Source organism: Emergencia sp. 1XD21-10 (genome assembly GCF_009936045.1).
GTDB lineage: Bacteria > Bacillota > Clostridia > Peptostreptococcales > Anaerovoracaceae > Senimuribacter > Senimuribacter intestinalis.
Genome location: NZ_QWEQ01000004.1, coordinates 95426 through 117105, shown reverse-complemented (window position 1 = coordinate 117105; position 21680 = coordinate 95426). Strand labels below are relative to the sequence as shown.

General features: G+C 40.9%; 26 protein-coding genes. All 26 read left to right on the top strand.

All coding sequences use genetic code 11. The annotated features are described in order from the left end of the window. The first annotated feature begins 3 nt into the window (after positions 1-3). The 26 genes from D1151_RS03170 to rplS all read left to right on the top strand — a co-directional run bounded on the left by D1151_RS03170 (position 4) and on the right by rplS (position 21626). Positions 4-2007, top strand: coding sequence for a pLS20_p028 family conjugation system transmembrane protein (locus D1151_RS03170; protein ID WP_161907916.1), 2004 nt, complete (start codon positions 4-6; stop codon positions 2005-2007). Then, positions 2004-2321: a DUF5592 family protein gene (locus D1151_RS03165; protein WP_161907915.1), complete on the top strand. Its 318-nt coding sequence runs from the start codon at positions 2004-2006 to the stop codon at positions 2319-2321. The genes D1151_RS03170 and D1151_RS03165 overlap by 4 nt, the downstream gene beginning before the upstream one ends. Continuing rightward, positions 2290-4812, top strand: a complete 2523-nt coding sequence (locus D1151_RS03160) for a VirB4 family type IV secretion system protein (protein WP_161907914.1) — start codon at positions 2290-2292, stop codon at positions 4810-4812. The genes D1151_RS03165 and D1151_RS03160 overlap by 32 nt, the downstream gene beginning before the upstream one ends. Beyond that, positions 4812-5846 (top strand): peptidoglycan DD-metalloendopeptidase family protein, encoded by a 1035-nt coding sequence (locus tag D1151_RS03155; protein ID WP_161907913.1) that lies wholly within the window; start codon positions 4812-4814, stop codon positions 5844-5846. The genes D1151_RS03160 and D1151_RS03155 overlap by 1 nt, the downstream gene beginning before the upstream one ends. 16 nt (positions 5847-5862) lie before the next feature. Further along, positions 5863-6138, top strand: a complete 276-nt coding sequence (locus tag D1151_RS03150; protein WP_161907912.1) for a hypothetical protein — start codon at positions 5863-5865, stop codon at positions 6136-6138. Continuing rightward, on the top strand, positions 6138-6974 hold the full coding sequence (locus D1151_RS03145) for a hypothetical protein (protein WP_161907911.1): 837 nt from the start codon (positions 6138-6140) through the stop codon (positions 6972-6974). The genes D1151_RS03150 and D1151_RS03145 overlap by 1 nt, the downstream gene beginning before the upstream one ends. 12 nt (positions 6975-6986) lie before the next feature. Further along, positions 6987-8159: a hypothetical protein gene (locus D1151_RS03140; protein ID WP_161907910.1), complete on the top strand. Its 1173-nt coding sequence runs from the start codon at positions 6987-6989 to the stop codon at positions 8157-8159. Next, positions 8159-8434: a hypothetical protein gene (locus tag D1151_RS03135; protein WP_161907909.1), complete on the top strand. Its 276-nt coding sequence runs from the start codon at positions 8159-8161 to the stop codon at positions 8432-8434. The genes D1151_RS03140 and D1151_RS03135 overlap by 1 nt, the downstream gene beginning before the upstream one ends. 8 nt (positions 8435-8442) lie before the next feature. Beyond that, positions 8443-10014, top strand: a complete 1572-nt coding sequence (locus D1151_RS03130; protein ID WP_161907908.1) for a DNA topoisomerase — start codon at positions 8443-8445, stop codon at positions 10012-10014. A 9-nt stretch (positions 10015-10023) separates the two neighbouring features. Beyond that, positions 10024-10527, top strand: a complete 504-nt coding sequence (locus D1151_RS03125) for a hypothetical protein (RefSeq protein ID WP_161907907.1) — start codon at positions 10024-10026, stop codon at positions 10525-10527. A gap of 297 nt (positions 10528-10824) precedes the next feature. Then, positions 10825-11118, top strand: coding sequence for an LPD16 domain-containing protein (locus D1151_RS03120; RefSeq protein ID WP_161907906.1), 294 nt, complete (start codon positions 10825-10827; stop codon positions 11116-11118). A gap of 47 nt (positions 11119-11165) precedes the next feature. Continuing rightward, complete coding sequence (locus tag D1151_RS03115; RefSeq protein ID WP_161907905.1) at positions 11166-11726, top strand: hypothetical protein; 561 nt, start codon at positions 11166-11168, stop codon at positions 11724-11726. Positions 11727-11827: 101 nt separating this feature from the next. Continuing rightward, positions 11828-12286: a hypothetical protein gene (locus D1151_RS03110; protein WP_161907904.1), complete on the top strand. Its 459-nt coding sequence runs from the start codon at positions 11828-11830 to the stop codon at positions 12284-12286. Between the two features lie 319 nt (positions 12287-12605). Next, on the top strand, positions 12606-12752 hold the full coding sequence (locus D1151_RS03105; protein WP_161907903.1) for a hypothetical protein: 147 nt from the start codon (positions 12606-12608) through the stop codon (positions 12750-12752). Continuing rightward, positions 12745-13221, top strand: coding sequence for a PC4/YdbC family ssDNA-binding protein (locus tag D1151_RS17125; RefSeq protein ID WP_161907902.1), 477 nt, complete (start codon positions 12745-12747; stop codon positions 13219-13221). Before D1151_RS03105 ends, D1151_RS17125 begins: the two co-directional genes overlap by 8 nt. A 124-nt stretch (positions 13222-13345) precedes the next feature. Further along, a complete protein-coding gene (locus tag D1151_RS03095; protein WP_161907901.1) occupies positions 13346-13789 on the top strand; it encodes a hypothetical protein in 444 nt (147 codons plus the stop codon). A gap of 10 nt (positions 13790-13799) precedes the next feature. Next, entirely contained in the window at positions 13800-14039 is a 240-nt protein-coding gene (locus tag D1151_RS03090; RefSeq protein ID WP_161907900.1) for a hypothetical protein, read from the top strand. 54 nt (positions 14040-14093) lie between these two features. Continuing rightward, complete coding sequence (locus tag D1151_RS03085) at positions 14094-14402, top strand: hypothetical protein (protein WP_161907899.1); 309 nt, start codon at positions 14094-14096, stop codon at positions 14400-14402. A 70-nt stretch (positions 14403-14472) separates the two neighbouring features. Beyond that, positions 14473-14904 carry a hypothetical protein gene (locus D1151_RS03080; protein ID WP_161907898.1) on the top strand — a complete coding sequence of 144 codons (432 nt, stop codon included), beginning with the start codon at positions 14473-14475 and terminating at the stop codon, positions 14902-14904. Then, positions 14901-15071 carry a hypothetical protein gene (locus D1151_RS03075; protein ID WP_161907897.1) on the top strand — a complete coding sequence of 57 codons (171 nt, stop codon included), beginning with the start codon at positions 14901-14903 and terminating at the stop codon, positions 15069-15071. The genes D1151_RS03080 and D1151_RS03075 overlap by 4 nt, the downstream gene beginning before the upstream one ends. Positions 15072-15119: 48 nt before the next feature. Continuing rightward, positions 15120-15515 carry a hypothetical protein gene (locus tag D1151_RS03070; RefSeq protein WP_161907896.1) on the top strand — a complete coding sequence of 132 codons (396 nt, stop codon included), beginning with the start codon at positions 15120-15122 and terminating at the stop codon, positions 15513-15515. Then, entirely contained in the window at positions 15512-15784 is a 273-nt protein-coding gene (locus tag D1151_RS03065) for a hypothetical protein (RefSeq protein ID WP_161907895.1), read from the top strand. Before D1151_RS03070 ends, D1151_RS03065 begins: the two co-directional genes overlap by 4 nt. A gap of 42 nt (positions 15785-15826) precedes the next feature. Then, entirely contained in the window at positions 15827-19414 is a 3588-nt protein-coding gene (gene mobP2, locus D1151_RS03060; RefSeq protein WP_161907894.1) for a MobP2 family relaxase, read from the top strand. 3 nt (positions 19415-19417) lie between these two features. Continuing rightward, positions 19418-19753, top strand: a complete 336-nt coding sequence (locus tag D1151_RS03055; protein ID WP_161907893.1) for a hypothetical protein — start codon at positions 19418-19420, stop codon at positions 19751-19753. A gap of 88 nt (positions 19754-19841) precedes the next feature. Next, positions 19842-20894: an IS30 family transposase gene (locus D1151_RS03050; RefSeq protein ID WP_161907892.1), complete on the top strand. Its 1053-nt coding sequence runs from the start codon at positions 19842-19844 to the stop codon at positions 20892-20894. A 387-nt stretch (positions 20895-21281) separates the two neighbouring features. Next, positions 21282-21626 (top strand): 50S ribosomal protein L19, encoded by a 345-nt coding sequence (gene rplS / locus D1151_RS03045; protein ID WP_160201146.1) that lies wholly within the window; start codon positions 21282-21284, stop codon positions 21624-21626. The last annotated feature ends 54 nt before the right edge of the window (positions 21627-21680 follow it).

Here is a 21680-nt window from a genome sequence, read left to right as displayed (position 1 = left end):
ACTTTGAGTAAAACTGAATTGATTGACTTTTTTCTACATAACGCAGAACTATTTTATGGCAATAACATCATAGTAAGCGGGCTAAGGACAATTGGGTGGTTCCTTTTCAAGCTTATTGTAACGCTGACCGATGCCTGCCAGCAGCTATATGATATTACATTTGGGCTTGTAGATATTTCCACATGGGATAAGGTTAATACTTTTGTGGATTCTTTCAAGCCTCTTTTTATCGCACTGATGGCAGTATCGCTCTTTGCCCTTGGCATCATGCTAATGTTCAACCATGAAAAGAAGCCGAAAATTATCATAAACATCTGCATCGCCTGTCTTTGCGTAACCTGTTCAACTCTTGTATTCCAGCAGATGAACAATATTGCAGTAGACCTGAAACAAGGGATAGACACGGTCAGTGAAGATGTAGCGGATACCGGCGTTTACAGCATGGTGTCTTCCCATTTTTATGATATTTACTACTTAGATCAAAAGCTAGGCATGAGTGCAATTAACTATCAAGACAATAGAAACAACCTGCCTCATGCAACTCTAAATAAAGAAAAGCTAAACATCATTGACTACGCCGAAGTGCTAGATCCAGATGATGATTTATATGAGTTCTCAGATGAAAATGCAAAGGACATTCTCTCCAAGAAACTGACAACCGGCGGAGATGGTGAATCCTACGGTCTGAAAGAAATATATAACGGCGTTGCATGGACTGATGTAGGCAACAATTTCTACTATCGGTATAAGATGGATTTTCTGCCTGCGCTTCTGCAGCTTATATCGCTGGCGATTATATACATCGCATTATCATACAAATGCGTGAGAATTGAGTTTGAACTGCTTTTTGCAAGGCTGGCTGCATATCTGTATTCTGCAGAACTTTCCGGCGGGCAGAAAATTGCCAGGATTCTTGTATTCATCAGGGACAGCTATATCACGCTTTTAATGACGACCGTATGCCTGAAACTCTTTTATATGATGCAGGCATTTGTCGAAGCAAAAGTGGACAATTCTCTTACATCTGCGATTATTGGAATATTCATTGCGCTTTCTGTGATTGACGGTCCAAACCTTGTAGAAAAACTGCTGGGCATGGATGTTGGTCTGCAGTCTTCTGTAGGCAGAATGATTGCTGCATATAAATTTGGAAGCGCTGCTGCACATGGCGGAAGATCTATTCTAAGAGGCGCCAGTCATGCAGCTTCTGCAGCAGGACATATTGGCGCAGCGGCTGGCAGAAAAGGCAAGGAAATTTATGATACACATAAAAATGGTGCGCCAGATGCCGCAGGTACAGATACTTCCTTTATGGACAATGATACCAGTAACAATGCTGAAAATAACGGAATAAACGGAGAACATAAGGCAGATGGAAAAGGCAGCGAGCAAGAAAATATGGCAGCTGCTGCAGGAATGGGCGCAGTAGCAGGCGCAGCTGCGGTAAAAGGTGATGAAAAAGGTATACCGCAGAGTGACGCCGGGTTTACTGATACCAGCTTTATGGACGATGATGATAAGGATAAGGAAGATACGCACGGCTTACATGGTGAAAACCAGCCAGAAGTGCAGAACGCTGCATTTATGGAAGATAACCCGCAGGCGAGAGATGAGGACCATGTGAATCCGGCAGACCGTTCAGATGAGCAGATAGGAAAGGATACTGCTTTTATGGAAAATGCTGCGGTAGAAAACCCAATAGAAGATACTGATAAGAAGAGCGTTCAGCAGAGCGGGGAATCAGGATTTGCAGAAATGGAAAGCAAAGACGCCCATACTGCAAAACCAGGAAAGGATAGCAGAAATACTTCCTTAAATCAGGAAGACCGTCAAGAAGACCGTTGGGATAAGCTGATGCAGGAAAAACAATTTGAGCAGCGAGAAAGCAGTCTAAGAACGAGCAAACCGCAGTATAAAGGAAGTATTCTGCACAGAATGCCTGCAGATGATAATAAAGAAGACGGTGATAAAAAAATGAATATGGGAAAGGAGAACGATAAAATATGAAGTATCTAGTAACAGAAGAAATTGAAAGCCCCAATAAAGTTACAAAAAATATTGAGGTTGCTGACTTTTTCTTTTGCGTTGGCTATATGGGTGTTTGCATTGTATTCAGCACATTCGTACACGAAAAACTGAAAGTGCTTTACTATATCTTTTCGGCTGCACTTTGTATTTTTCTTACGGTTAAGAGCAACTTCAACCGAAAGAGAAGAAACTATGAAAGCATTTTTTTAATGCTGCGACATGATATTAACATTTACCATGCGCTTTATGAGGGGGAAGATGATGATGAAGACGAAGCAGAAAAAGAAAACTAAGAAGAACACGAAAAAAGAAGAAAAGCTAAGAAAGAGCAATAAGGATATTTTACCGATACGCTACTATGATGACCACGCAAATGCTTTTGTTCTGGAAGATGGAAGCTATCTTGAAATCATTGAAAAAACTGCCGATGACATCGACAACATGATGGAAGATGAAATTCAGATGTTAATGATTGACTTTGCAAAGTTTCTAAAGCTTTACAAAGATGACCTGAAGATTATCACCATGAACTTTCCGACTAACACGCTTGCCCAGCAAAAATACTGGGCGAAAAAGCGTCAGGAAACAGCAAATCCAATTCACAAAAAATGGAACAGTTTAAGTATTTCTGAACTTGAAAAAGTGGATAAAGGGACACGCAAGAGAGAGTATTATTTCATGGTTCTAAGTAAAAGCCTGGAAGAACACTATGACCACATGAAGCAGATACGAATTCTTGGCGAAAGCGTAAGACGAATTTCTATGGAGAAAAAAATCCAGATTTTATACAAATTGTGCAACATGAATTCTTTAGTTACACAGAATGAGCAGGAAGAACAGGCATGGGATGAAGCAGAGGCGCAGATGCAGGAAGCTGTATCTGTCGAAGCTCAGACAGAGGAAGAACGGATAGATCTTCCTCTGTTTTCATATATTCAGCCGCAGGGCGGCATTACCTTTAAGGAGCCGAATTATATCATTACCGGTGATGGCTACACAAAGATTGTTCACATATACCGTCTGCCGACAACCTTAAAGGATTTCTGGTTGTCCCATATCACGCAGCAGCAGGACTGTATCTCTATGATTGATATATCTACGAGAGATAAAAACGAGGTGAAACGCAATATCAACAAGGCTTTACAGGAGGAATACAGCCGAGAAAAAAATGCGGTGGATTATGAGGAAATTTACGATGCAAAAAAGAGGCAGCATCAGCTGGAAAAGATGTACGACGAAGTGCAGTCTATGGGCGAAGTTGTCAAGATGATGCACTTTCGTATTTTTGTTTCCGGTAAAAGCCTTGTCGGTGTCGAGGAGAAATGCGGCGAAATTATGAAAAATATGGAGGGTGATGATTTCATGCCTACCGTTATGCTTAACGAGGGCGAACGGGAATGGAAATCCATTTTTCAAAGTTACACAACGCAAATGCGAGAACCTTTTGCCATGAAAGGTCTAAGCCTGATGACCGAGCAAATCGCAGGCGGTTATCCGTTCCGTTTTTCATCTCTTGATGATAAAGACGGCAGCCTGCTGGGCTTTACAAACTGTGGCGGAGCTGTTGTATATAACGAATTTGCAAAGACAGAACGGCGAAAGCATTATAACACGATTGCAATCGGGGACATGGGAAGCGGTAAATCCACATTCCTGAAAAAACGCTTTAGAAGCAGGGCAGAACGAGGGGACTTTATCCGGTGCTTTGACATATCCGGAGAGTTTACGAATCTGACCAGAGAGTTCGGAGGCAAGATTATAAAATGCGACGGAAACAGCGGTATGCTGAATCCATTGGAAATTCTGCGTTCTGGTGATGACGAGCGCACCAATTACGGCAGACACATTTCCAAGGTCGGTGTATTCTATCGCTGCCTTGTGCCAAGCGCCACCGATAGAAACATCATCGAACTGGAAAATATTTTGCGTTCTCTTTATGAGGAATACGACCTGGTACCAAATGGAAAGAACCGCATTACAGGACTGCCTGCAAATCGGTATCCAACATTTTCGGACCTGCTGTCTTTTATCAAAAACGAGATTGAGAGAAAGTCAAACGAAGCTGAAACGGCAAACGATGCACAAAAAAGTCTGATTGTAGATGAAGTACATCAGATGCACGATATTGCAAAGGCGTTATCTACCCTCGTTGGAAACTATGGGCAGATGTTTGACGGGCATACCACCATTGACAATATTGTTGATGAAAAGATTGTAACCTTTGACATATCCACCATTAAGGATATGGACAACATCTTTGTTGCCCAGCTGTTTAACATGGTCTATTTTTGCTGGGACAACTGTGTTGCCAACGGCAGCCTGATGAAAGAAATGTATGAAACAGGAAAGGTTGCCTTTGAAGATGTGGTGAGATCTCTCATCTTAATTGATGAAAGTCACCGCTGGGTGAATACCAAATATCCGTACATTCTTGACCTGGTTATTGTTATCATGCGCGAAGCGAGAAAATACTTTGCCGGGATTATGATGGCATCGCAATCCTTTAGAGATTATGCGCCGCAAGGTGCCAGCAGTGAGGCGGTAGAGCGGCTAAAGGTAGTGTTTGAACTGACCCAGTATAAATTCATCTTCAAACAGGACAGCTCGGTTCTGCCACTTATTGATGAATTGTTTGGCAGAATGCTCAGCCCATGGCAACGGGAAAAGATACCGTTTCTGGGACAGGGCGAAACAATCCTTTCCATATCCGGCGACCGAAATATCTATTTTAAGGTATGGCTTTCAAAGCAGTATGAGCAGAGGCTCTTTGCAGGAGGCGCATGATGAAAGGATTTTTTCGGGTAAAAAAAGCAATTGGTATAGGGATAGTGGCGGCTTTCCTTGCAGTTTTGCTGTTTTTTGCTGCACTGCTTCCCGTTCTTGTTGGTTCGCAAGGAAAGGGCGGCAATATAGATATAGAGGACTTGCCGGAAATTATTACACAGGAAATGGTAATCGGCGCCATGGAAAGCGAAAAAAAGTATGGCGTGCCGGCAAGTTTAACCTTAGCGCAAATTATTCTGGAGAGCAGCGGCAACTATCCGGGAGGACTTAGTAAACTAGCTTTTGAGTGCCATAACCTCTTTGGTATGAAAGGCATCGGACCTGCCGGATACAAGGAGTACCAGACAGGAGAGCAGACTTCAAATGGAGAAAGCTATGTTATCTATGCAAAGTTTAGAAAGTATCACAATGTCAAAGAAAGCATTGATGACCATGGGAAGCTGCTTTCTTCTGCAACATATAAGAAGTATACCCAGAATTGTAAAACTGCAGATGAATGGGCAAAAGCCATACATAAAGCCGGCTATGCAACCGCTGTAGACTACAGTCAAAAGCTGATAGAACTTATGGGAATGTATGACCTTTACAGCTTCGATAACGGCGGCAGAATAGACGGCAGCGGAATTGCAAAAGGAAAGATGGTCTGGGTAACTGTTGGCAACTGTACTATAACCTCATACTTTGGTGACAGGGAAGCTCCGACAGCAGGCGCAAGCACCAGTCACATGGCAATTGATATTGCAGCCTATAGCGGCGCTCCGATTTATGCTGCAGACGGTGGCAAAGTTATCTATGCCGGAAACTCTGGAGGCGGAGGCAATACGATTAGAATTGACCATGGAAATGGAATTCAGACTACCTATATGCACCTGCAAAACGGTGGAATCCTTGTTAAGATTGGTCAAAAAGTGAGCAGGGGACAGAAGATTGGGCGCATGGGGTCAACCGGTATATCTACAGGTCCGCATCTTCATTTTGCAGTGACAATCAACGGTGAGCCGAAAGATCCGCTAAAGTATGTGAAAAAACCATAGGAGGAGAAAAGAAACTATGAACAGAAAAGTGTATATTTCTGCGAAAGACGAGATAAAAAAAGAAATCCTAAAGCAGCAGACAAGGTATCAGCTGCTTTATACAAATGATGTCAGTGAAGCAGAGATTCTCTTAATTGTAAGAAAGCCGGATGGAACTTTGGAAGATGAGCAGTTTCATGATTTAATGATTGCAAAGGAAAACGGAGCAAAAATTCAGTATGTAAAAGAAGAACAGATTAAAAAAATGCAGATAAGAGAAACTCGAAAGCGGCTTGATATGGAGATGGAATAATGCAGATGAATCGTGAATTAACAGAGCAGATTTTGCAGGAGAAAAATCAAAAAATGAAACGGCAGGGGAACCGGCTTCTGATTGGTTTCTTTTTGCTTTTTGTATTTGGCTATACCTTTTTCTTTACCTCTACTTTGTGGCTGCCTGTAAGTTATGACAATATACAGGTTACGAAAGTTGGCAGCAGTATCGAGGCGAATGATAGAAAGGTGACCTTGCTCAGCTGGACTTATGATAAAGAGCGGCATGAGCAGGAGGTAATACTGGATATTCATAACAGCGCAACTGATGGCATGGATACTTACAGTTTTTCTGTGATGGATAAAAATATGGGCAGTGCAGAAGTGGAAACTGTGGTTTGTGATAAAAATTTTGTTGTACTTAAGATTAAAAAACTGCATCCAAGATGGACAGAATTATCACTTCGTATAGATGCTGCAGCTGGCAGAGAGGATACAGAATTTCAGCGAATGAGGCTGTATACTTCCAAAAAAGAGGTAAAAGTGGTAGAGGAAATTCCGAGTATGACAGAGCAGCAGTATCGCAAACTTGCCTGCGAACTTCGGATTGGCTTTTATGAAAAAGAAATTTATGCTCTTTTAGAGAAAAATGCTGAATTTGACCAGAATATTCGCAATGCAAAAACAAGGATAGAGGACTTAAAGGCAGAGGAAAAATATCAAACCAATGCTGAAAAAATGGAAACACTTGCGCAGATTCAGGAGATTCAGGCAGAAATCACAGACAATCAGAGTAAAAAGGATAAAGCAGCGCAGGAAATGCAAGAACTGAAAGAGCGTATTTCCTTGCAGAGAGAACTAAAAAGCACATATTAAGGGAGGACGAAAATGGCAGATATACTTTTTGTCGGGAGCAGAACCAAGGGATATTTTGCGGAAGAAGTCGCAAAGGAAAAAGGGCTTGGGTATATGCAGATAGAGGCTAGTCATAGCATACGCAGTACCACCAATGAGATTTTGACACTTCGCTTTGAGAGGAGCATGACCTTTGATTTTATCATTTACGATGTAGATATGTTTATTGATGATGCGGAAGAAGTCGCAAGCGAGATTCGAGGTGTCGCAGATACATTTCATGCGATGCCGATTGCTTTTATGCCGTCTTTTATTGCACAGTCTGTGATGGCGCAGGCATTACTTTCACGGGGCATTCGCAACTTCATTTCTTCCGGCGATGCAGCCGGATTAAAGGAGCAACTGGTACGGAATATGGGCGGCTACTACGATGTAAATGAACGAAAAGAAACGGCAGAAACAGAGGCGCTGATGGAAACTGCAAAGCTGGAGTTAAAAAAGAGCCACTCTATTGGTGTTGCCGGCAGCCAGAGCAGAGTGGGGACATCAACGCAGGCGCTGCAGATTGTGCAGTATCTAAAGTTTAAGGGATACAAAGCCTGCTACATTGAGCAAAACCATGTGCAGTACCTTGATACTTCCGGCAGCAGCGGTGCGCTGCAAAATGCCACTCTTGTGGAAAAATATCGAATCTGGAACGATGTTCCCAAAAACAGCTTTGAAAAATTAACCTATAAAGGAGTGGATATGTACGCCGGTCAGGAAGCCTTTGCAAAATTACAAAGTGAAAAGTATGACTTTTATGTTTACGACTACGGGAATATTTTAGACAGAGATTTTGACCGGACCGCATTTCTAAAGGACGACATCAGAATCATCACAGCAGGGGCAAAAGCAACAGAATTTGATTATCTGATGCGATTTTTGTCAGTGCCGTCTTATAGTGATGCTGGTATCGTTTTAAGTTTTGTACCGGAAACAGAGCAGAGCGAAGTCTTAAAGCCGATTGTACACATGAAAAACTGGTCGGAAAAAGACGGCAGGGTGCTTGTTTTTGCGCCATATACGCCGGATCCGTTTCTTCTTAGCAGTGCAGAAATTTATGAGAAACTGATTCCAATCGAAGCGACAGAAGAAGCAAAAGCAGCTATGGTAGAGAAACAGCCTAAAAAGAAAGGTATTTTTCGGAGAAAGGAAAAGAACTAATGAGTATTTACGATAAAAAAGCAAAGATGATTGATGCACAAAATGAGCAGGAAGAGCTTAAACAGAAATATGGAATGGAAGAAGAAAATGTGGTGATTAAGGAAACTTCCAACATGGGAAAGTTTTTAATCAGAACAGGGGCAATTCTGATTCGGGTCATTGCAAGCATTGTGCTTGCAGTTCTTGCATCAGTAGGCATCATTTCTCTGTCTTATCCAGAGCTTCGCAGTGGGGTAATTGAAACTGTGACCAGCGCATTTTCCAATTTATTTTAGGTGAAATTATGGGAGAGCAAATATATCTTACAGACAATCCACAGCTGCGAAAACTTTTGCAGGAGAAAGTCTTGCAGAAGAAAAAAGGGAGAGGAGCAGCTCTACTAAAGGAAGCGCAGGTTTTATATTTTCCAGCCGATTTTTTCTATACACAAAAGCTGGAAAAAGAACCGAACTTTGCGAGGGTGAAGACTGCAGCACAGGAAGGCGCCGTGTTATATAACGGATTTGAGCCGACTGCAGAGGGACAGGAACGGTTCTCTTATTTCATGGAAAAAATTAAAGTGAAAAACGCACGGGTGTATAATCTAAAACTTTCGTGCGCCGGAAATGATGATTATAGCCGGTTCCTGCCCATTGACATTCCGGAGGCGGAAAAGAAAGAGCTGAAGAACTGGATCTGCATGAAGATTGATAACGCCATTTCAAAGCGGTTATCGGAGAAAGGCTTGCATTGTCCATATTCCTGCAGGTTATTTCCGCTGCTTTATGAAATTGAAAAGAGAGAAAGGGAAATTGAAGCAGCAGATCAGTTTTGCATTACTGCGAAAATTCAAATCGGAGAGCAAGTTTTCAAAGGCAGTTTATGTGATGCAGATGGGAGTATCTTAAAACTTTCAGAAGATGAGCTGAACCTTTCTGCACTGCGCCAGCTGAAAAATGGTGAAATAGTGGAAATAGAGAAGAATGATTATGAGAGTTTGCCGCCACCACTTTATGACTATGTGGAGCTTTTAGAAGTGATTTCGGAAAGCACTTTGCAAGCTGATCTGGCTATGGACCATTTATATCAACTTTACAGAAATCATCTGATTACCTTTCCAAAAACTACTTCTAAATTCCTTTCTGCAGCAGCAGAGAAGATACTGCTGCCGGAGGAAATCAATTTTCCGCCTTATGATGAAATCGCTAAAAAATTGATTTACGGTGAACCAAGCACTGTCGCCGAAAGTGATTATACAGGCGGTATTGCGATTTTATCGGAAGGACAGTTTGCAGCAGAATATATGAATTCCCAGAATGCAGATTTTAGACCGATTTATGATTTGCTCCTGCAAAGACAGCTGATGCAGTTTTGTGAACCTTATAAAGCAGAGAAGTTAAAGCTTCTGCTTCGGTTTGAAAACTGCTATTTTCTTGTCCAGACGGAAAATATCAAGCAGCTGGGCTGGAAAGCGATTGAATACGGAGTGCTTGCCAGTGAGCAGATTAAGTTTATAGAGAAAGAGCCAGTTCAGATAGTAGGCATTTGCAAAGCTAAGGCAATGCTTCCGGTATTGCATCATGCCAAAAGCCTGATACAACTTTTGAAAGTTCACGCTGCAGGGAGCAGAGAAGAGATTGTACAGATTATGCAGAAACTGGTGCAGCACCCGTTCGTGGGGCGTTACCATAATTACTATATTCTGCATCAAAACGATGCAGAGGTGGTTGAAAATATGCCGAAAGAGCTTCTGTCTATGGAGATTTACAGTCTGATAGACAGCAGCTGTCAAAGAGCACAGAAAAGCGGGGTACGGATTGAGGACTACAAGCGAACGGTCAACGAAGCGATTGCAAAATACTGTGAAAGATTATGAGGTAGGAATATGAAAATAGATTTTGAAAGTCCAAAGGTACGAAAAGTTCTGGGGTGTTTGATTATCATATTAGCCCTTTTTTTGATTGGCATGATGGTAAAAATGATATTTTTTACGGAAGCAGAACCGGAAACCGATCCGCCAGCACAGGAATTAGAAGATGCAGAGCGCAAAGCTATGCTGCAGGAACTTGAGCAGAATGCAAATGGAAGTGCGGAGATTGATCCGGAAAAAGCAAAGCAGATTATGGGATTGAAAATTGAAATTTCCGATGAATTAGCAGCGTTATATCTTGATGGGAACAAAGACAGTCTGCAGAATGAAATGGAGAATTTTCTCGTGAAATATGACTTCTATGCAGATGTCACAAAAGCCGTCTGCACAAAGCTCATCACAAAGGATTATGCGAATGATATTTCTTATATTGAGTTCCAGCTAAATGATTCTGCTCGGACTATCTTAACCTTGGAATACCATGGTGATAACGGGAAATTCAAGTTTAATTTCAGATAAGAAAAAGGTGACCTCATGCACGGCTTGATGACAGCGTGTGCATGAGGTTTTTTATAACAGTGTAAGAAAGGAAGCTTCACGAAGCTTTTTTTCTTTTGCTGTTCACTTTTGGTTGCTCATTTTCCCGCTTCTGAAAAAATCTACAAGGGGCAAGCGGTTGTAAAAATCAAAGATTTTTCTCCACCGACAAGTCTGTCCCCTGTGTAGATTTTTTGCATCAGCTGACTGCCTGCGGCAGTCTTGGCGCAACTATCAAAAGTGAACGCCACAGGGTGTTCACAGAAAGGAGACGGCAAGATGAATAAGTTAAACTGGAGAATCAATAAGGGGGAATGGTACTTCCATATTCATATTCGCGAAGAGTGTGACCATGGAAAAAACTACGATTTTACCATCTATGATTCAACTAAAAAAGAGTATGACGGTGGAGTTTTGGAGGAATTAGTGGCTCCATCAATTGCAGAAGCGTCTTTGGAAATTCTCGCAGATTTCAATATCCAAACTGATTTTGTGGAAATTATGACTGATGAAGAAATAGAAGCAATCGAGCAATTTGCGGAAAGTCAAAGCGGTACGCTACTTTGTTCATAAGGGGGGGAATGGCGGGGAATTCTCCCCGCCACAGTAAGGAGGAAAAAATGCACAATATTTTACATAACACTTATCCAGTAACATGGTCACTGAAACAGGTAACAGCGGATATTAGAGATTATATTGAACACCATGGAGATGGCTACGGCACAGAGGAAGTCAGAGTTCCTACAGAAAAAGTATTTGATACCTACGAGATGGCAGAAGAGTATATAAGTCAAATTGATAAAGGCTGGTATGACGGCATTGCAGTGAAATTCCTGGATTACTCTGAAGTTGAAGATTCGGCAAAGGTTGCAGAACTTCGCAAAAAAATATCTGAAACCCTAGAAAGACGAAAAGAGTATATCAATAGTCATTCTATCCGAAATCAAAAAGCAAAGTACATCGGCTGTCATCAATGTGGCTCTAAGCTTAATAGGGAACTGATGCGAGGAGAACAATGTCCATTGTGTCATACAGATTTAAGAGCGGCAAGCACACTGGAACGCATCGCATCATTTCATAAAAAGATTTACTGCTATAACAACAGAATCAAAGAAGAGAAATTAAAAGAAAAGAAGAAAGCGAAAGTAAAGTGGCTTGTGAAATTTGAATACCATTCCTAAAAGCAATGGTAAAGAGGGCGGCGGGCTAAATGTCCGCCGTATACATCAAAAATTTTCATTTTGCAGTACGAGATATTTACAGAAAGGAATGAAATTTAACGATGAAAAAAGATAGAACAAATGAAAATGGAGTATTCAATTTGAATTCTATTAGAGAAGTTACGGAAAGCATAATTAAACAATTAGAAGAAATCGGAAGCAAAGATGGTGAAATCAGTGATGATTTTGCACGGGTAGTGATTTGGCAAAAAGGGCATTTATGGAATGCGAAATATTTTTGTCTTGATATGGACCATACGATTTTCCCGAAAGACAGTGCATGGTTAGAGGATATTACATACGATGACCCTGCCGCTATTATCATGAATGCCAGTTGTTTCTGTAATTTAGGTAAAAATCCTGATGAACTGATTACCAAAGTACACCATCGCTATGTGAATGCTATAGATACCATTGACGATTTTATTAGAGAATATAGTGGCATATTTCCGTCAGAGATTATTGAAAAAAATTATCGAGATGATGAGTGGTTTGCCCCTTTATCTTCAATGGCAGTATAAGCATATAGCCCATTTGCTGCGGCTGCAGAATGTTCTGCAGCCGGGCAAATCTTTGGAAACTCCAAAGATTTGCAGGTGGGAAAACGGTAGCTTCACGAAGCTTTTTATCTTTGCTGTTCACTTTTGGTTGCTCATTATATCACTTCGCTCCAAACGGCAAGGGACAAGCGGTTGTAAAATATCGCCTGCGGCGATATTTTCTCCACCGGCAAGTCTGCTCCCTATGCCTTATTGTCGCTTTCGTGCGCCGCCAGGGCGGCTCTTATCGCAACTATCAAAAGTGAACACCGCAGGGTGCTCGCAGAAAGGAGATGGCAAAATGAACTACTTTGATACTGTAGCTGGACAGAATTTCACGCAGTATACTGTGCCAGAGCTTGTATCAGCGATTGAAAAGTTGACTAAGGAACTAAAAAGAGCAAATGATCTGGAAGAAAAAAAGCAGGAGGAAAAGAACCATGAGTAAACAGGACAAGACAATTACTTTCGAGGTAGAAAGACAGTTAGCGGTATTACAGGAGTGCGAATCGGGCTGGCAGAGAGAATTGAATCGGGTAGTCTGGAATGGCGAACCGGTCAAATTTGACATACGAGCATGGTCAGAGAATCATCGGAAGATGAGCCGGGGCATTACTTTGACAGATGAAGAAGGCTGGAATCTATATAATGCACTTAAATTATACTTCAAAGATGCGGAAGAAAGACAAGGATATTGGTTTGACAACGGTTCAGTATCGTGCAGATGCTCTGAATGTGGCTGTAAAAATAATAGAGAAACCGATTACTGTCCAAACTGTGGTGCCAAAATGGAGAAAGATAGACCAGCTTGTTCTAACTGTGTTTACTATGACAGAGAAACGCACTTTTGTACAAATGCAGAAATAAAAGAAGTACATTGGGAATGCTGTGGTGACTGGGTTCGCAAGGAAGAGTAAAAGCAGTGGGGCATCTGCCCCGCTGGATACATCAAGACTTCACTTTATGCCGTAGAGTGTTCACAGAAAGGAGAGAATAAGATGACTAAGGAAGAGTTTGAGAAAACAGGGTGGAAAATGACTTATGCAGAATATGTACAGTGTGACTGTACAAGGTGCGATCAGAGAGAAGAGTGCAAACACGCTGGAGCTTATAGACGAGTACCTGAAATTGATGGTGGCTTGGGATTATGTCCAAAGCTCAAGAAATAATCTAGCTATACTAAACCGAGCCGGGGCGGTGAATCCCCGGCGGAAAGGAAAAGAAATGGAAATTATAGGATTAAAAGAAGCTTATGAAGATGCAAAGGCATGGAGTTCTGCAAGGCTGGGAAATAGTTTTTCCGTATATATGAACAAGGAAACAGGGAAATGCTGGGCAGAATATGAATCCGAAAACGACTGGGTTGTATTTAATAATCCAAACATTGTAGACTTATCAAGCCTTGTAATTCGGCATGAAAGAATGATAACGCTGAAAGGTTTAGAAGCTGTTGCGAGAGAAGTATTGAGCCGGGAGAAAGAATAAGAGGTAAAAAATGAGAAAGTACATAATTTGTACGATGAAATGCGAAGACGGATTTAACACAAAAGTGTATGACACGCTGGAAGAAGCAAGAACTGCAGCCGACGAAAGAGCGATAGAAGAATCAAGAAATTTTACAGTAAGAGAAAAAGAAAAGTATAGCCCGTATGTACTTATAAGCGAAGTAGAAGTCGACGAAGACGGCGAGGAAACAAAATACATAGACAGTATCGAAGCCATCAAAATCATTTAATACTAATCAGATCGAGCCGGGGCGGTGAATCTCCGGCAGAAAGAGAGGAATAACATGAAATTAGGAGAAACAAAAGCAACAGTATTTGATGCAAAAATCGAAGAAAATCGAAAGGATACCGTTATTGCGACTATCAGTACCTTTGAGGGAAAAGACAAAGACGGTAACAATCGTTACTGCTCATGGAGAGCAAGATTTGTGGGCGATGCTTATGAAAATGCCTTAAATCTTGTAGATAAGGATAGAATTATTATTACTAGCGGCAAGGTCGAAAATAATTACATCAAAAAAACAAAAAGGCTTTATGTCAATGTTACAATCTTTGACTTTGAAGAAGATGCAGAGTTTGAATCAGCAGAATAAATGAGAATGGTTGGGAGTGCCGAAAAGGCACTCCTTTTGGTACAGTGAACAATAAAGAATAGGAGCAGATATGTTTTTAACAGAAAAAGAATTAAGGGATAAGTTTTGGGAGAACTACAACTACAATCATCGGGCGGTTCGCTACCAGTTTGAAGCACCGGTGCGAACCGGCAGCATTGATTTACTGACAATAGAAAAATTCCAGGAGAATTTTCAAATCAATGCCTTTGAATTTAAGCTAGATGACATTAAAAAGGTGATTTTGCAGGCAAAAGGAAATTTGAAATACTGCAATAAAAGCTGGATCGTAGTTCCGGCAGAAAAGGAAAATCTCATAATGGGGCGTTATAAAAATATTCTCGATGATGCCAAATATGTTGGTGTCATTACGGTCGAAGAAGGCGGTCGATGGAATCCTGTTTACCGTCCTCAATTCCAAAAAGAAATCCCGCTGACCCAGCATCTTCTTAACTTCATTATGAGAGAGGTGGCTGCGAAATGATGTATGAACCCATCTCCTCCCAGCTTCCTCCTATCGGTGGAAACTCGTCCTCTCGTTTCTTCGATTGCAGTGGAAAGAGCATAAGGGAAATCTGGTATCACAGGTGTGATACTTTGGCAGTGCCAAAGGATTTCCGGGCGTTTTTTGGTGGTATCACTTTTAGATAGATATGTACAGTTTTTGAACATCAATATTCAGAGGAAAGAGGTGATATTTTGATACATAAACACTATGTCCTGTCTGAAAAATCCTTAAAAATTATCCGTCAGGTAATGGAGGAAATGCAGATTAAGACAGAAAATGCAGCGGTAGAATTCCTGATTAACCAGTACAGTCGGCGAGAAGAGCAGGAAGAAAGAATTGCCCAGCGGGTTTTGAGAGAGCTTGCCGGTCCTCTTGCTGCAGCAGCTGCCGCATCGAGAGCTGCAGACCAGAATACGCAGATTATACTTGATGCCCTTAATACGATTTTAATGGAGTACGGATACCCGTATAACTATCCTGTAGACAGCAGCTGCTCGCCGGTGATTCATCAGTCAAGAGAGGCTCTGCAGAAAAAAATAGCCAGGGCAAAACAAATAAAAGATGATGGGAGGAATAGAAGAAAATGATTTCTTATTGCATAAAGCAGATTGATGCAAGAACTTACAGCTATTTGAAAGCAGAGGCTAAGCGGAAAAAAGTAAGTATCAATGTACTGATAAATTCTATTTTGGACAGCCATGCGAATAAAAACAGCATCGAAAATATCGACAATAAATACAGGGACTTTGTAGATGATATTGTCAAATTATACAGGCTGGACCATGAAGATTTCCAGATGTTAATGCAAAGGCTGGTCAGTGTGCTGGAAGAACTTCAGCAGACCATTGAACATTAACTTTGTAAAGTTCTGTCGTAAAGAGAAAAGGAGGGAGTAAGGTTGAGCAATACGCCGGGTGTAGTGGTGGTAAATACATTCTGCCCGCCTGATGAAAAGTATTTTTCGGGTTATATAAGATATATGGATAGACCTGGGGCAGTGAAAAAGAAGCACCTTAAAGAGTTTGATATTTTTGCAGGATATATGGATTACATGGGCAATCCATTAAAAACAGAGGAGATGAACTATGCAGAGCCGGAAAAAATCTCGGGGCTGTTTACGAATAATTCAAATCTTGCAGACGAAGAAGAGGTTGCACAATTAAAAACTGAATTTAAGACGGCTCAGGATAATGGCAGCCTTTTGTGGCAGACTGTTTTGTCTTTCGATAATGAATGGCTGCAGAGTGTCAACATTTACGATGTGGAAACTGGACAGCTTGATGAAAAAAGATTAAAAAATGCGGCAAGATGTGCCATTAACGAAATGCTTGAAAAAGAGGAATTATCAAACGGAGTGTGGACCGCAGCTATACATTATAATACTGACAATATCCATGTCCATGTTGGGACCGTAGAGCCGTATCCGGAAAGGCGAAAGAAACTGTACGCCCAATATGAGAAAACGCAGATTGATGGAAAATGGCAGTATGCAAAAAGAGAAAATCCTGAAACCGGGCAGATGGAGCGAATTCCCATTCTTGATGAAAATGGGAATATCAAAATGGAAGAAGAATATGTTGGCAAATTCAAAGAAAGCAGTTTAAGGGCTGCAAAGCGTGCAGTGGTTCGGGAACTAGACCAGGATAAAACGGTCAATAAAGAAATCAATCAGTTGATAAGGCAGCGTATACTGGAAAGAATGAAAGACACCAGCTTATACGATGATGCAGCTTTTAGAGAGGGATTCATAAATCTCTGCAGGTCGCTTCCGGATAATCTTGGTATCTGCAACTATAAAAACAACGCAATGAAGCCATTAAGAAGTGAAATTGACCAGCTTAGTTTGATGTATATTGAGAAGTATCATAAAGATGATTATGCGGAGTTGATAGAAAAACTATATGAGCGAGAAAACTACTATAAGCGGGCGTATGGCGGCGAAGACAATAGCTATATGGAGGACAAGCTGCAGGATTTGATGTATCGTATGGGGAATCAAATTTTAACACAAGCGAAAACCTATCTAAAAGAGCAGAGAAATCTGCCAGCTGAACGAGAAATAGAACCGGAGCTAGATTTTGTGCCTGATGCAGATGATATACCAGAACCGGAACAAGAACCGGAGTTCTCCGAAGAAAACTTTCCTGAACAGCTTGAGGAAATCGACCTTGCAGATAAAACACTGACAATCAATGCAGCGGATTATTATATTGACTGGAAAGACGGTTATAGCAATGTCATGAAATTGATTTATAAATCGAAAGATTATAAGCGGGCTTTTCAGGGACTGTCCCGTCTGGCTGATAAAGGAAATGTCCTGGCTATTTGCGAAATAGGTAATATGTATCACTTTGGCAGAGGTATAGAAGCCGATGAAGAAATTGCTCAGGAGTATTATAAGCACTCGCTGGAGGGATTTACAACGCTGCTGGAGAGCAATTTGAAATATTGCTCTTACCGTATCGGAAAACAGTATTTATATGGACAAGGAACTCCCGTAGATGCAGAAACTGCAGCTGAATTTTTACAGACGGCTGCAGATGAAGGACACTCTTATGCTCAATATTTAATGGGAAATTTATATTTGCAGGGGAAAGGGGTGGAAAGAGATATTGATGCAGCATTGAGCTATTACAGGGCGTCTGCAGCACAGGAGAATCCCTATGCTCAGTATAAATTAGGACAAATTTATGCCCAGGGAGAAGTCACAGAAAAAAATGCAGAGATGTCTTATGCCAATTATAAAAGTGCATTGGAGATATTTGAATCTCTTGAAGACAAGGATGACAATATGCTTTATCGGATCGGCACAATGTACTTGAATGGAAAGGGAACCGCTATTGATTATACGAAAGCGGAGGAATATTTGGAAGAAGCAGCAGATCTAAATAACATACTTGCGATATATCAGCTTGGAAAACATTATCTCAGTGAAAATAACCCAAGCCGGAATATTGAAAAAGGACTGGCATACCTGCAGAGAGCCGCAGAAGAGGGAAATGTATATGCCGTCTATCAGCTGGGGCAGATTTATGAACGAGGAGAGATTGTCGAAGCTGATCCGGAAGAAACATACAGCTATTATAAAAAGGCACTGGCAGAGTATCTGGAAAGTGATGATAAAGATGCAGCGCTATATTATCGAATCGCTACAATGTATAAAAATGGTCAGGGAACTGAAAGAAGCTATCAGGAAGCTATCAAATACTATCAGAAAGCTGCAGAGCAGGACAACGCACTTGCCATGTATCAACTAGGTAAAATCTATCTGCATGGTGTGTCAGGCGAAAATATTGAAAAAGATACAGAACAATCCTTACGGTATTTTGCCCTGGCTGCAGAAAGAGATAATCCTTATGCACAGTATCAATTGGGCAGCATCTATGAAAGAGGGGAAATCACAGAAAGCGATACGGAGCGTTCCTATGATAATTACAAAAAGGCATTGGAAAACTTTCTGCAGGTAGAACCTAAAGACGAAATTACCTGTTATCGAATCGGAATTATGTACTTAAAAGGAAAAGGGACAACTATTGACTATGAAAAAGCAGGCGAGTATTTGGAAAAAGCGGCGGAGAATGACAATTTATTCGCATTGTATCAATTAGGGCAACTGTATCTTCACCAGGATAACCCGTACAGAGATGTAGAAAAAGGTATTACTTACTTAAAAAAAGCGGAAAAAGGGAATGCGTATGCGGCATATCAGCTGGGGCAGATTTATGAGCGAGGTGAGATTGTTGAAGCTGATTTGGAAGAAGCATACAGCCATTATAAAAAAGCGCTGGCACAGTATCTGGAAGTTGAAGATAAAGATGCGTGGCTGCATTATCAAATTGCTAAAATGTATGAAAAAGGGCAGGGTACTGACATTAACTATGAAGCCGCTATTGATTATTATGAGAAAGCAGCCGATCAGGACCATATACTTGCGATGTACCAGTTAGGAAAAATCTACTTAAACGGCATACCGGAAAAGGGGATTGAAAAAAATATAACAAAGGCTTTACTGTACCTTAAGCGAGCTGCCGATGAGGGCAACCCTTATGCTCAATATGATTTGGGAAGCATTTATGAAAAAGGAGAGGTGACGACAGCAAACTTAGCTCGTTCATCGGAATATTACGCAAAGGCACTAGAGCAATTTCTGCAGATGGAAAATAAGGACGCATTTATCTGCTACCGGATTGGGTCCATGTATTTAAGAGGACGAGGAACAGAAATGGATTACGAGAAAGCGATTGCTTATCTGGAGGAATCTGCGGAGAAAGGTAATCCCTATGCAGCGGAAACCTTAAATTACCTGAATCAGAAATCTGCTTTGGGACGAAGAAGCGGTTATCATAAGCAAAATGCCGATTTGAAAAGCGCACTTATCTGGCTGCAAAGAACACTGCATCGTGAGCATGAACGATATAACAACTTGAGAGAATATGAACGGCTGCAACAGGCAATTCAAAGTAATGGAGAGATAGAAATGGAGTAACTAATGAAAAATATAAAAAAGGAGATTGTAAATGAATTCATTCATTTTTATAAAGAAAGAGGAATGGATAATAAAACTCTGGCAGCTGCAGCGGAAGAAGTCTTTCAGAATTATGAAAAAGATTTACTTCAGGAATGTTTTGCATCTCATTTTCAAGAGATGCAAGAGGAACAAATCGAAATTTCTTTCCTGCCGGCAGAGCAGATGGAAACAAGGGATAAAAATGAGGAAGTCGTTCTTATTGAAATGCCAAAACGATATTTATTAAATATCCCCATAGGAGATAGAAATAAATGCGTGATTGAGGCTTTTAAGGAATATTACGGCATCAAGGATTGAAGATTGAGAATGCAGCGCACCTATTATATAATGTTTTTTCTAGTGCAATATAGTTGGGTATAGAAGCGGTAAGGATTGGAGTAATAGTATGCGGAAAAAAGGGGAACATTTGACATGGAATGATAGGCTTGTAATTGAACGAATGTTGCTGAAAGGACACAGCAAAAAAATGATTGCAGAGGCGATAGGCTGCTGTCCGGCAACAATCTATAACGAAATAAAGAGAGCGACCTATCTACATAGAAATTCTGATTTAACAGAAGAAACAAGATACTGTCCAGATCAGGCAGAAGAAAAATACAGAGCTGCCCTTTCTCGTAAAGGGGTAACACCAAAGTTAAAAAAGGATAAAGCTTTAAGAGAGCATATCGAACATAAGATTGTAGAAGAATCCTATTCTCCTGCAGCAGTTTTGATGGAAATAAAAAATCAGAACCTTAAGTTCAGCGAAAGCGTGACTGTTAATACTGTTTATAAAGGGATTGAAAAAGGTTTATTCCCGAACCTCACCCTTGAACAGCTGCCGGATGCAAACCGGCGCCGAAAAAAGAAGAAAAAGAAAAAGGTAACAAAGGCAAAGAAAGCATCAAAGGGTACATCTATAGAAAAGCGCCCAGATGTTGTTGACGATCGGGAGGAATTCGGACACTGGGAAATGGATTCGGTCATAGGTAAGCAGACGAACCGGAAGAGTATACTGGCACTTACAGAGCGGAAAACTCGCTATGAGATTATAGAAGTGCTGAAAGCCGATACTACTGATGAAGTACGGAAAGCTATAAACCGAATTGAAAAACGCATGGGCGCAGCATTTTATAATGTTTTTCAGACGATAACTGTAGATAACGGCAGCGAGTTTGCTGATTTTGAATCTATGGAAAAGGCACTGTACCGAAAAGGCAAGAGAACCTCGGTGTATTATTGCCATCCTCATGCACCGCATGAGCGTGGCTCTAACGAGGTTGCGAACAAGATGATTAGACGATTCTTTCCTAAAGGCATGGATTTTGACAAAGAGCTGGAAAAGAAAAATGCAAAAGAGGCAGAGGACTGGATAAATAACTATCCGAGAAAGTGCCTTGGTGGAAAAACCGCAGCACAGTGCTATCAAGAAGAACTTTTAAGACAGGGCTATGGATAAAGGGATACGCAATTAAAAATTATTGATGCGTAAAAGTTGGATTAGGGGTAGAATATAGTAAATTAAAGAAAATGTTTTACCCTATTTTGTCATGCAATGAAACGAATCTGCAGGGATTTACACACTTGTGTGAAACATTTTTCCTGTGCATTTACAGAGTTTAAGAACCAATTTAATACAGTTTACAGCATTTTTAATGCAGTAATTTTTTTTTAGAAACCATTCAAATTTACTGTTGACATTCAAGGTGGATTAATAATAGACAAAAATTGCTTGCAATTCCATGTCCCATATGGTATAATGCTCATGTTGTAATTACGGGCGGTCCTCTGTACGCAAGGAAAATGAGCGACAAGAACGTCTTGGAGGGAAGGAGGATACTATACAATGAATATTTTAGATTCAGTTGCACAGGATTACTTAAAGAAAGAAGTCCCTGCATTTAACGTGGGAGATACTGTAAAGGTTCACGTTAAAATTAAAGAAGGTAACAGAGAAAGAATCCAGATTTTCGAAGGTTTTGTACTGAAGAGACAGAACGGCGGAATTGCTGAGACTTTTACCGTTAGAAGAATTGCTTCCGGCGTTGGCGTTGAGAAGACATTCCCTGTACATTCACCATGGGTTGAAAAAATCGAAGTGATTAGAAAAGGTGATGTTAGAAGAGCCAGACTGCACTACATGCGTGGTAGAACCGGTAAAGCTGCTAAAATCAAGAGCAAAGAAAGATAAACTTTCTAAGGGAACCGTTAGGTTCCCTTTTTTTCTTTAGCAAATGAAAGTGTG

Coding starts and splice junctions, on each gene's coding strand:
- D1151_RS03080 (WP_161907898.1), top strand. CDS start 14,473: ATGTTTTTAACAGAAAAAGAATTAAGGGATAAGTTTTGGGAGAACTAC.
- D1151_RS03115 (WP_161907905.1), top strand. CDS start 11,166: ATGCACAATATTTTACATAACACTTATCCAGTAACATGGTCACTGAAA.
- D1151_RS03125 (WP_161907907.1), top strand. CDS start 10,024: ATGAAAATAGATTTTGAAAGTCCAAAGGTACGAAAAGTTCTGGGGTGT.
- D1151_RS03165 (WP_161907915.1), top strand. CDS start 2,004: ATGAAGTATCTAGTAACAGAAGAAATTGAAAGCCCCAATAAAGTTACA.
- D1151_RS03160 (WP_161907914.1), top strand. CDS start 2,290: ATGATGAAGACGAAGCAGAAAAAGAAAACTAAGAAGAACACGAAAAAA.
- D1151_RS03095 (WP_161907901.1), top strand. CDS start 13,346: ATGCAGAATATGTACAGTGTGACTGTACAAGGTGCGATCAGAGAGAAG.
- D1151_RS03120 (WP_161907906.1), top strand. CDS start 10,825: ATGAATAAGTTAAACTGGAGAATCAATAAGGGGGAATGGTACTTCCAT.
- D1151_RS03155 (WP_161907913.1), top strand. CDS start 4,812: ATGAAAGGATTTTTTCGGGTAAAAAAAGCAATTGGTATAGGGATAGTG.
- D1151_RS03135 (WP_161907909.1), top strand. CDS start 8,159: ATGAGTATTTACGATAAAAAAGCAAAGATGATTGATGCACAAAATGAG.
- D1151_RS03075 (WP_161907897.1), top strand. CDS start 14,901: ATGATGTATGAACCCATCTCCTCCCAGCTTCCTCCTATCGGTGGAAAC.
- D1151_RS03065 (WP_161907895.1), top strand. CDS start 15,512: ATGATTTCTTATTGCATAAAGCAGATTGATGCAAGAACTTACAGCTAT.
- D1151_RS03145 (WP_161907911.1), top strand. CDS start 6,138: ATGCAGATGAATCGTGAATTAACAGAGCAGATTTTGCAGGAGAAAAAT.
- D1151_RS03050 (WP_161907892.1), top strand. CDS start 19,842: ATGCGGAAAAAAGGGGAACATTTGACATGGAATGATAGGCTTGTAATT.
- D1151_RS03150 (WP_161907912.1), top strand. CDS start 5,863: ATGAACAGAAAAGTGTATATTTCTGCGAAAGACGAGATAAAAAAAGAA.
- D1151_RS03110 (WP_161907904.1), top strand. CDS start 11,828: ATGAAAAAAGATAGAACAAATGAAAATGGAGTATTCAATTTGAATTCT.
- D1151_RS03055 (WP_161907893.1), top strand. CDS start 19,418: ATGAAAAATATAAAAAAGGAGATTGTAAATGAATTCATTCATTTTTAT.
- D1151_RS17125 (WP_161907902.1), top strand. CDS start 12,745: ATGAGTAAACAGGACAAGACAATTACTTTCGAGGTAGAAAGACAGTTA.
- D1151_RS03130 (WP_161907908.1), top strand. CDS start 8,443: ATGGGAGAGCAAATATATCTTACAGACAATCCACAGCTGCGAAAACTT.
- D1151_RS03090 (WP_161907900.1), top strand. CDS start 13,800: ATGAGAAAGTACATAATTTGTACGATGAAATGCGAAGACGGATTTAAC.
- D1151_RS03140 (WP_161907910.1), top strand. CDS start 6,987: ATGGCAGATATACTTTTTGTCGGGAGCAGAACCAAGGGATATTTTGCG.
- D1151_RS03085 (WP_161907899.1), top strand. CDS start 14,094: ATGAAATTAGGAGAAACAAAAGCAACAGTATTTGATGCAAAAATCGAA.
- D1151_RS03105 (WP_161907903.1), top strand. CDS start 12,606: ATGAACTACTTTGATACTGTAGCTGGACAGAATTTCACGCAGTATACT.
- rplS (WP_160201146.1), top strand. CDS start 21,282: ATGAATATTTTAGATTCAGTTGCACAGGATTACTTAAAGAAAGAAGTC.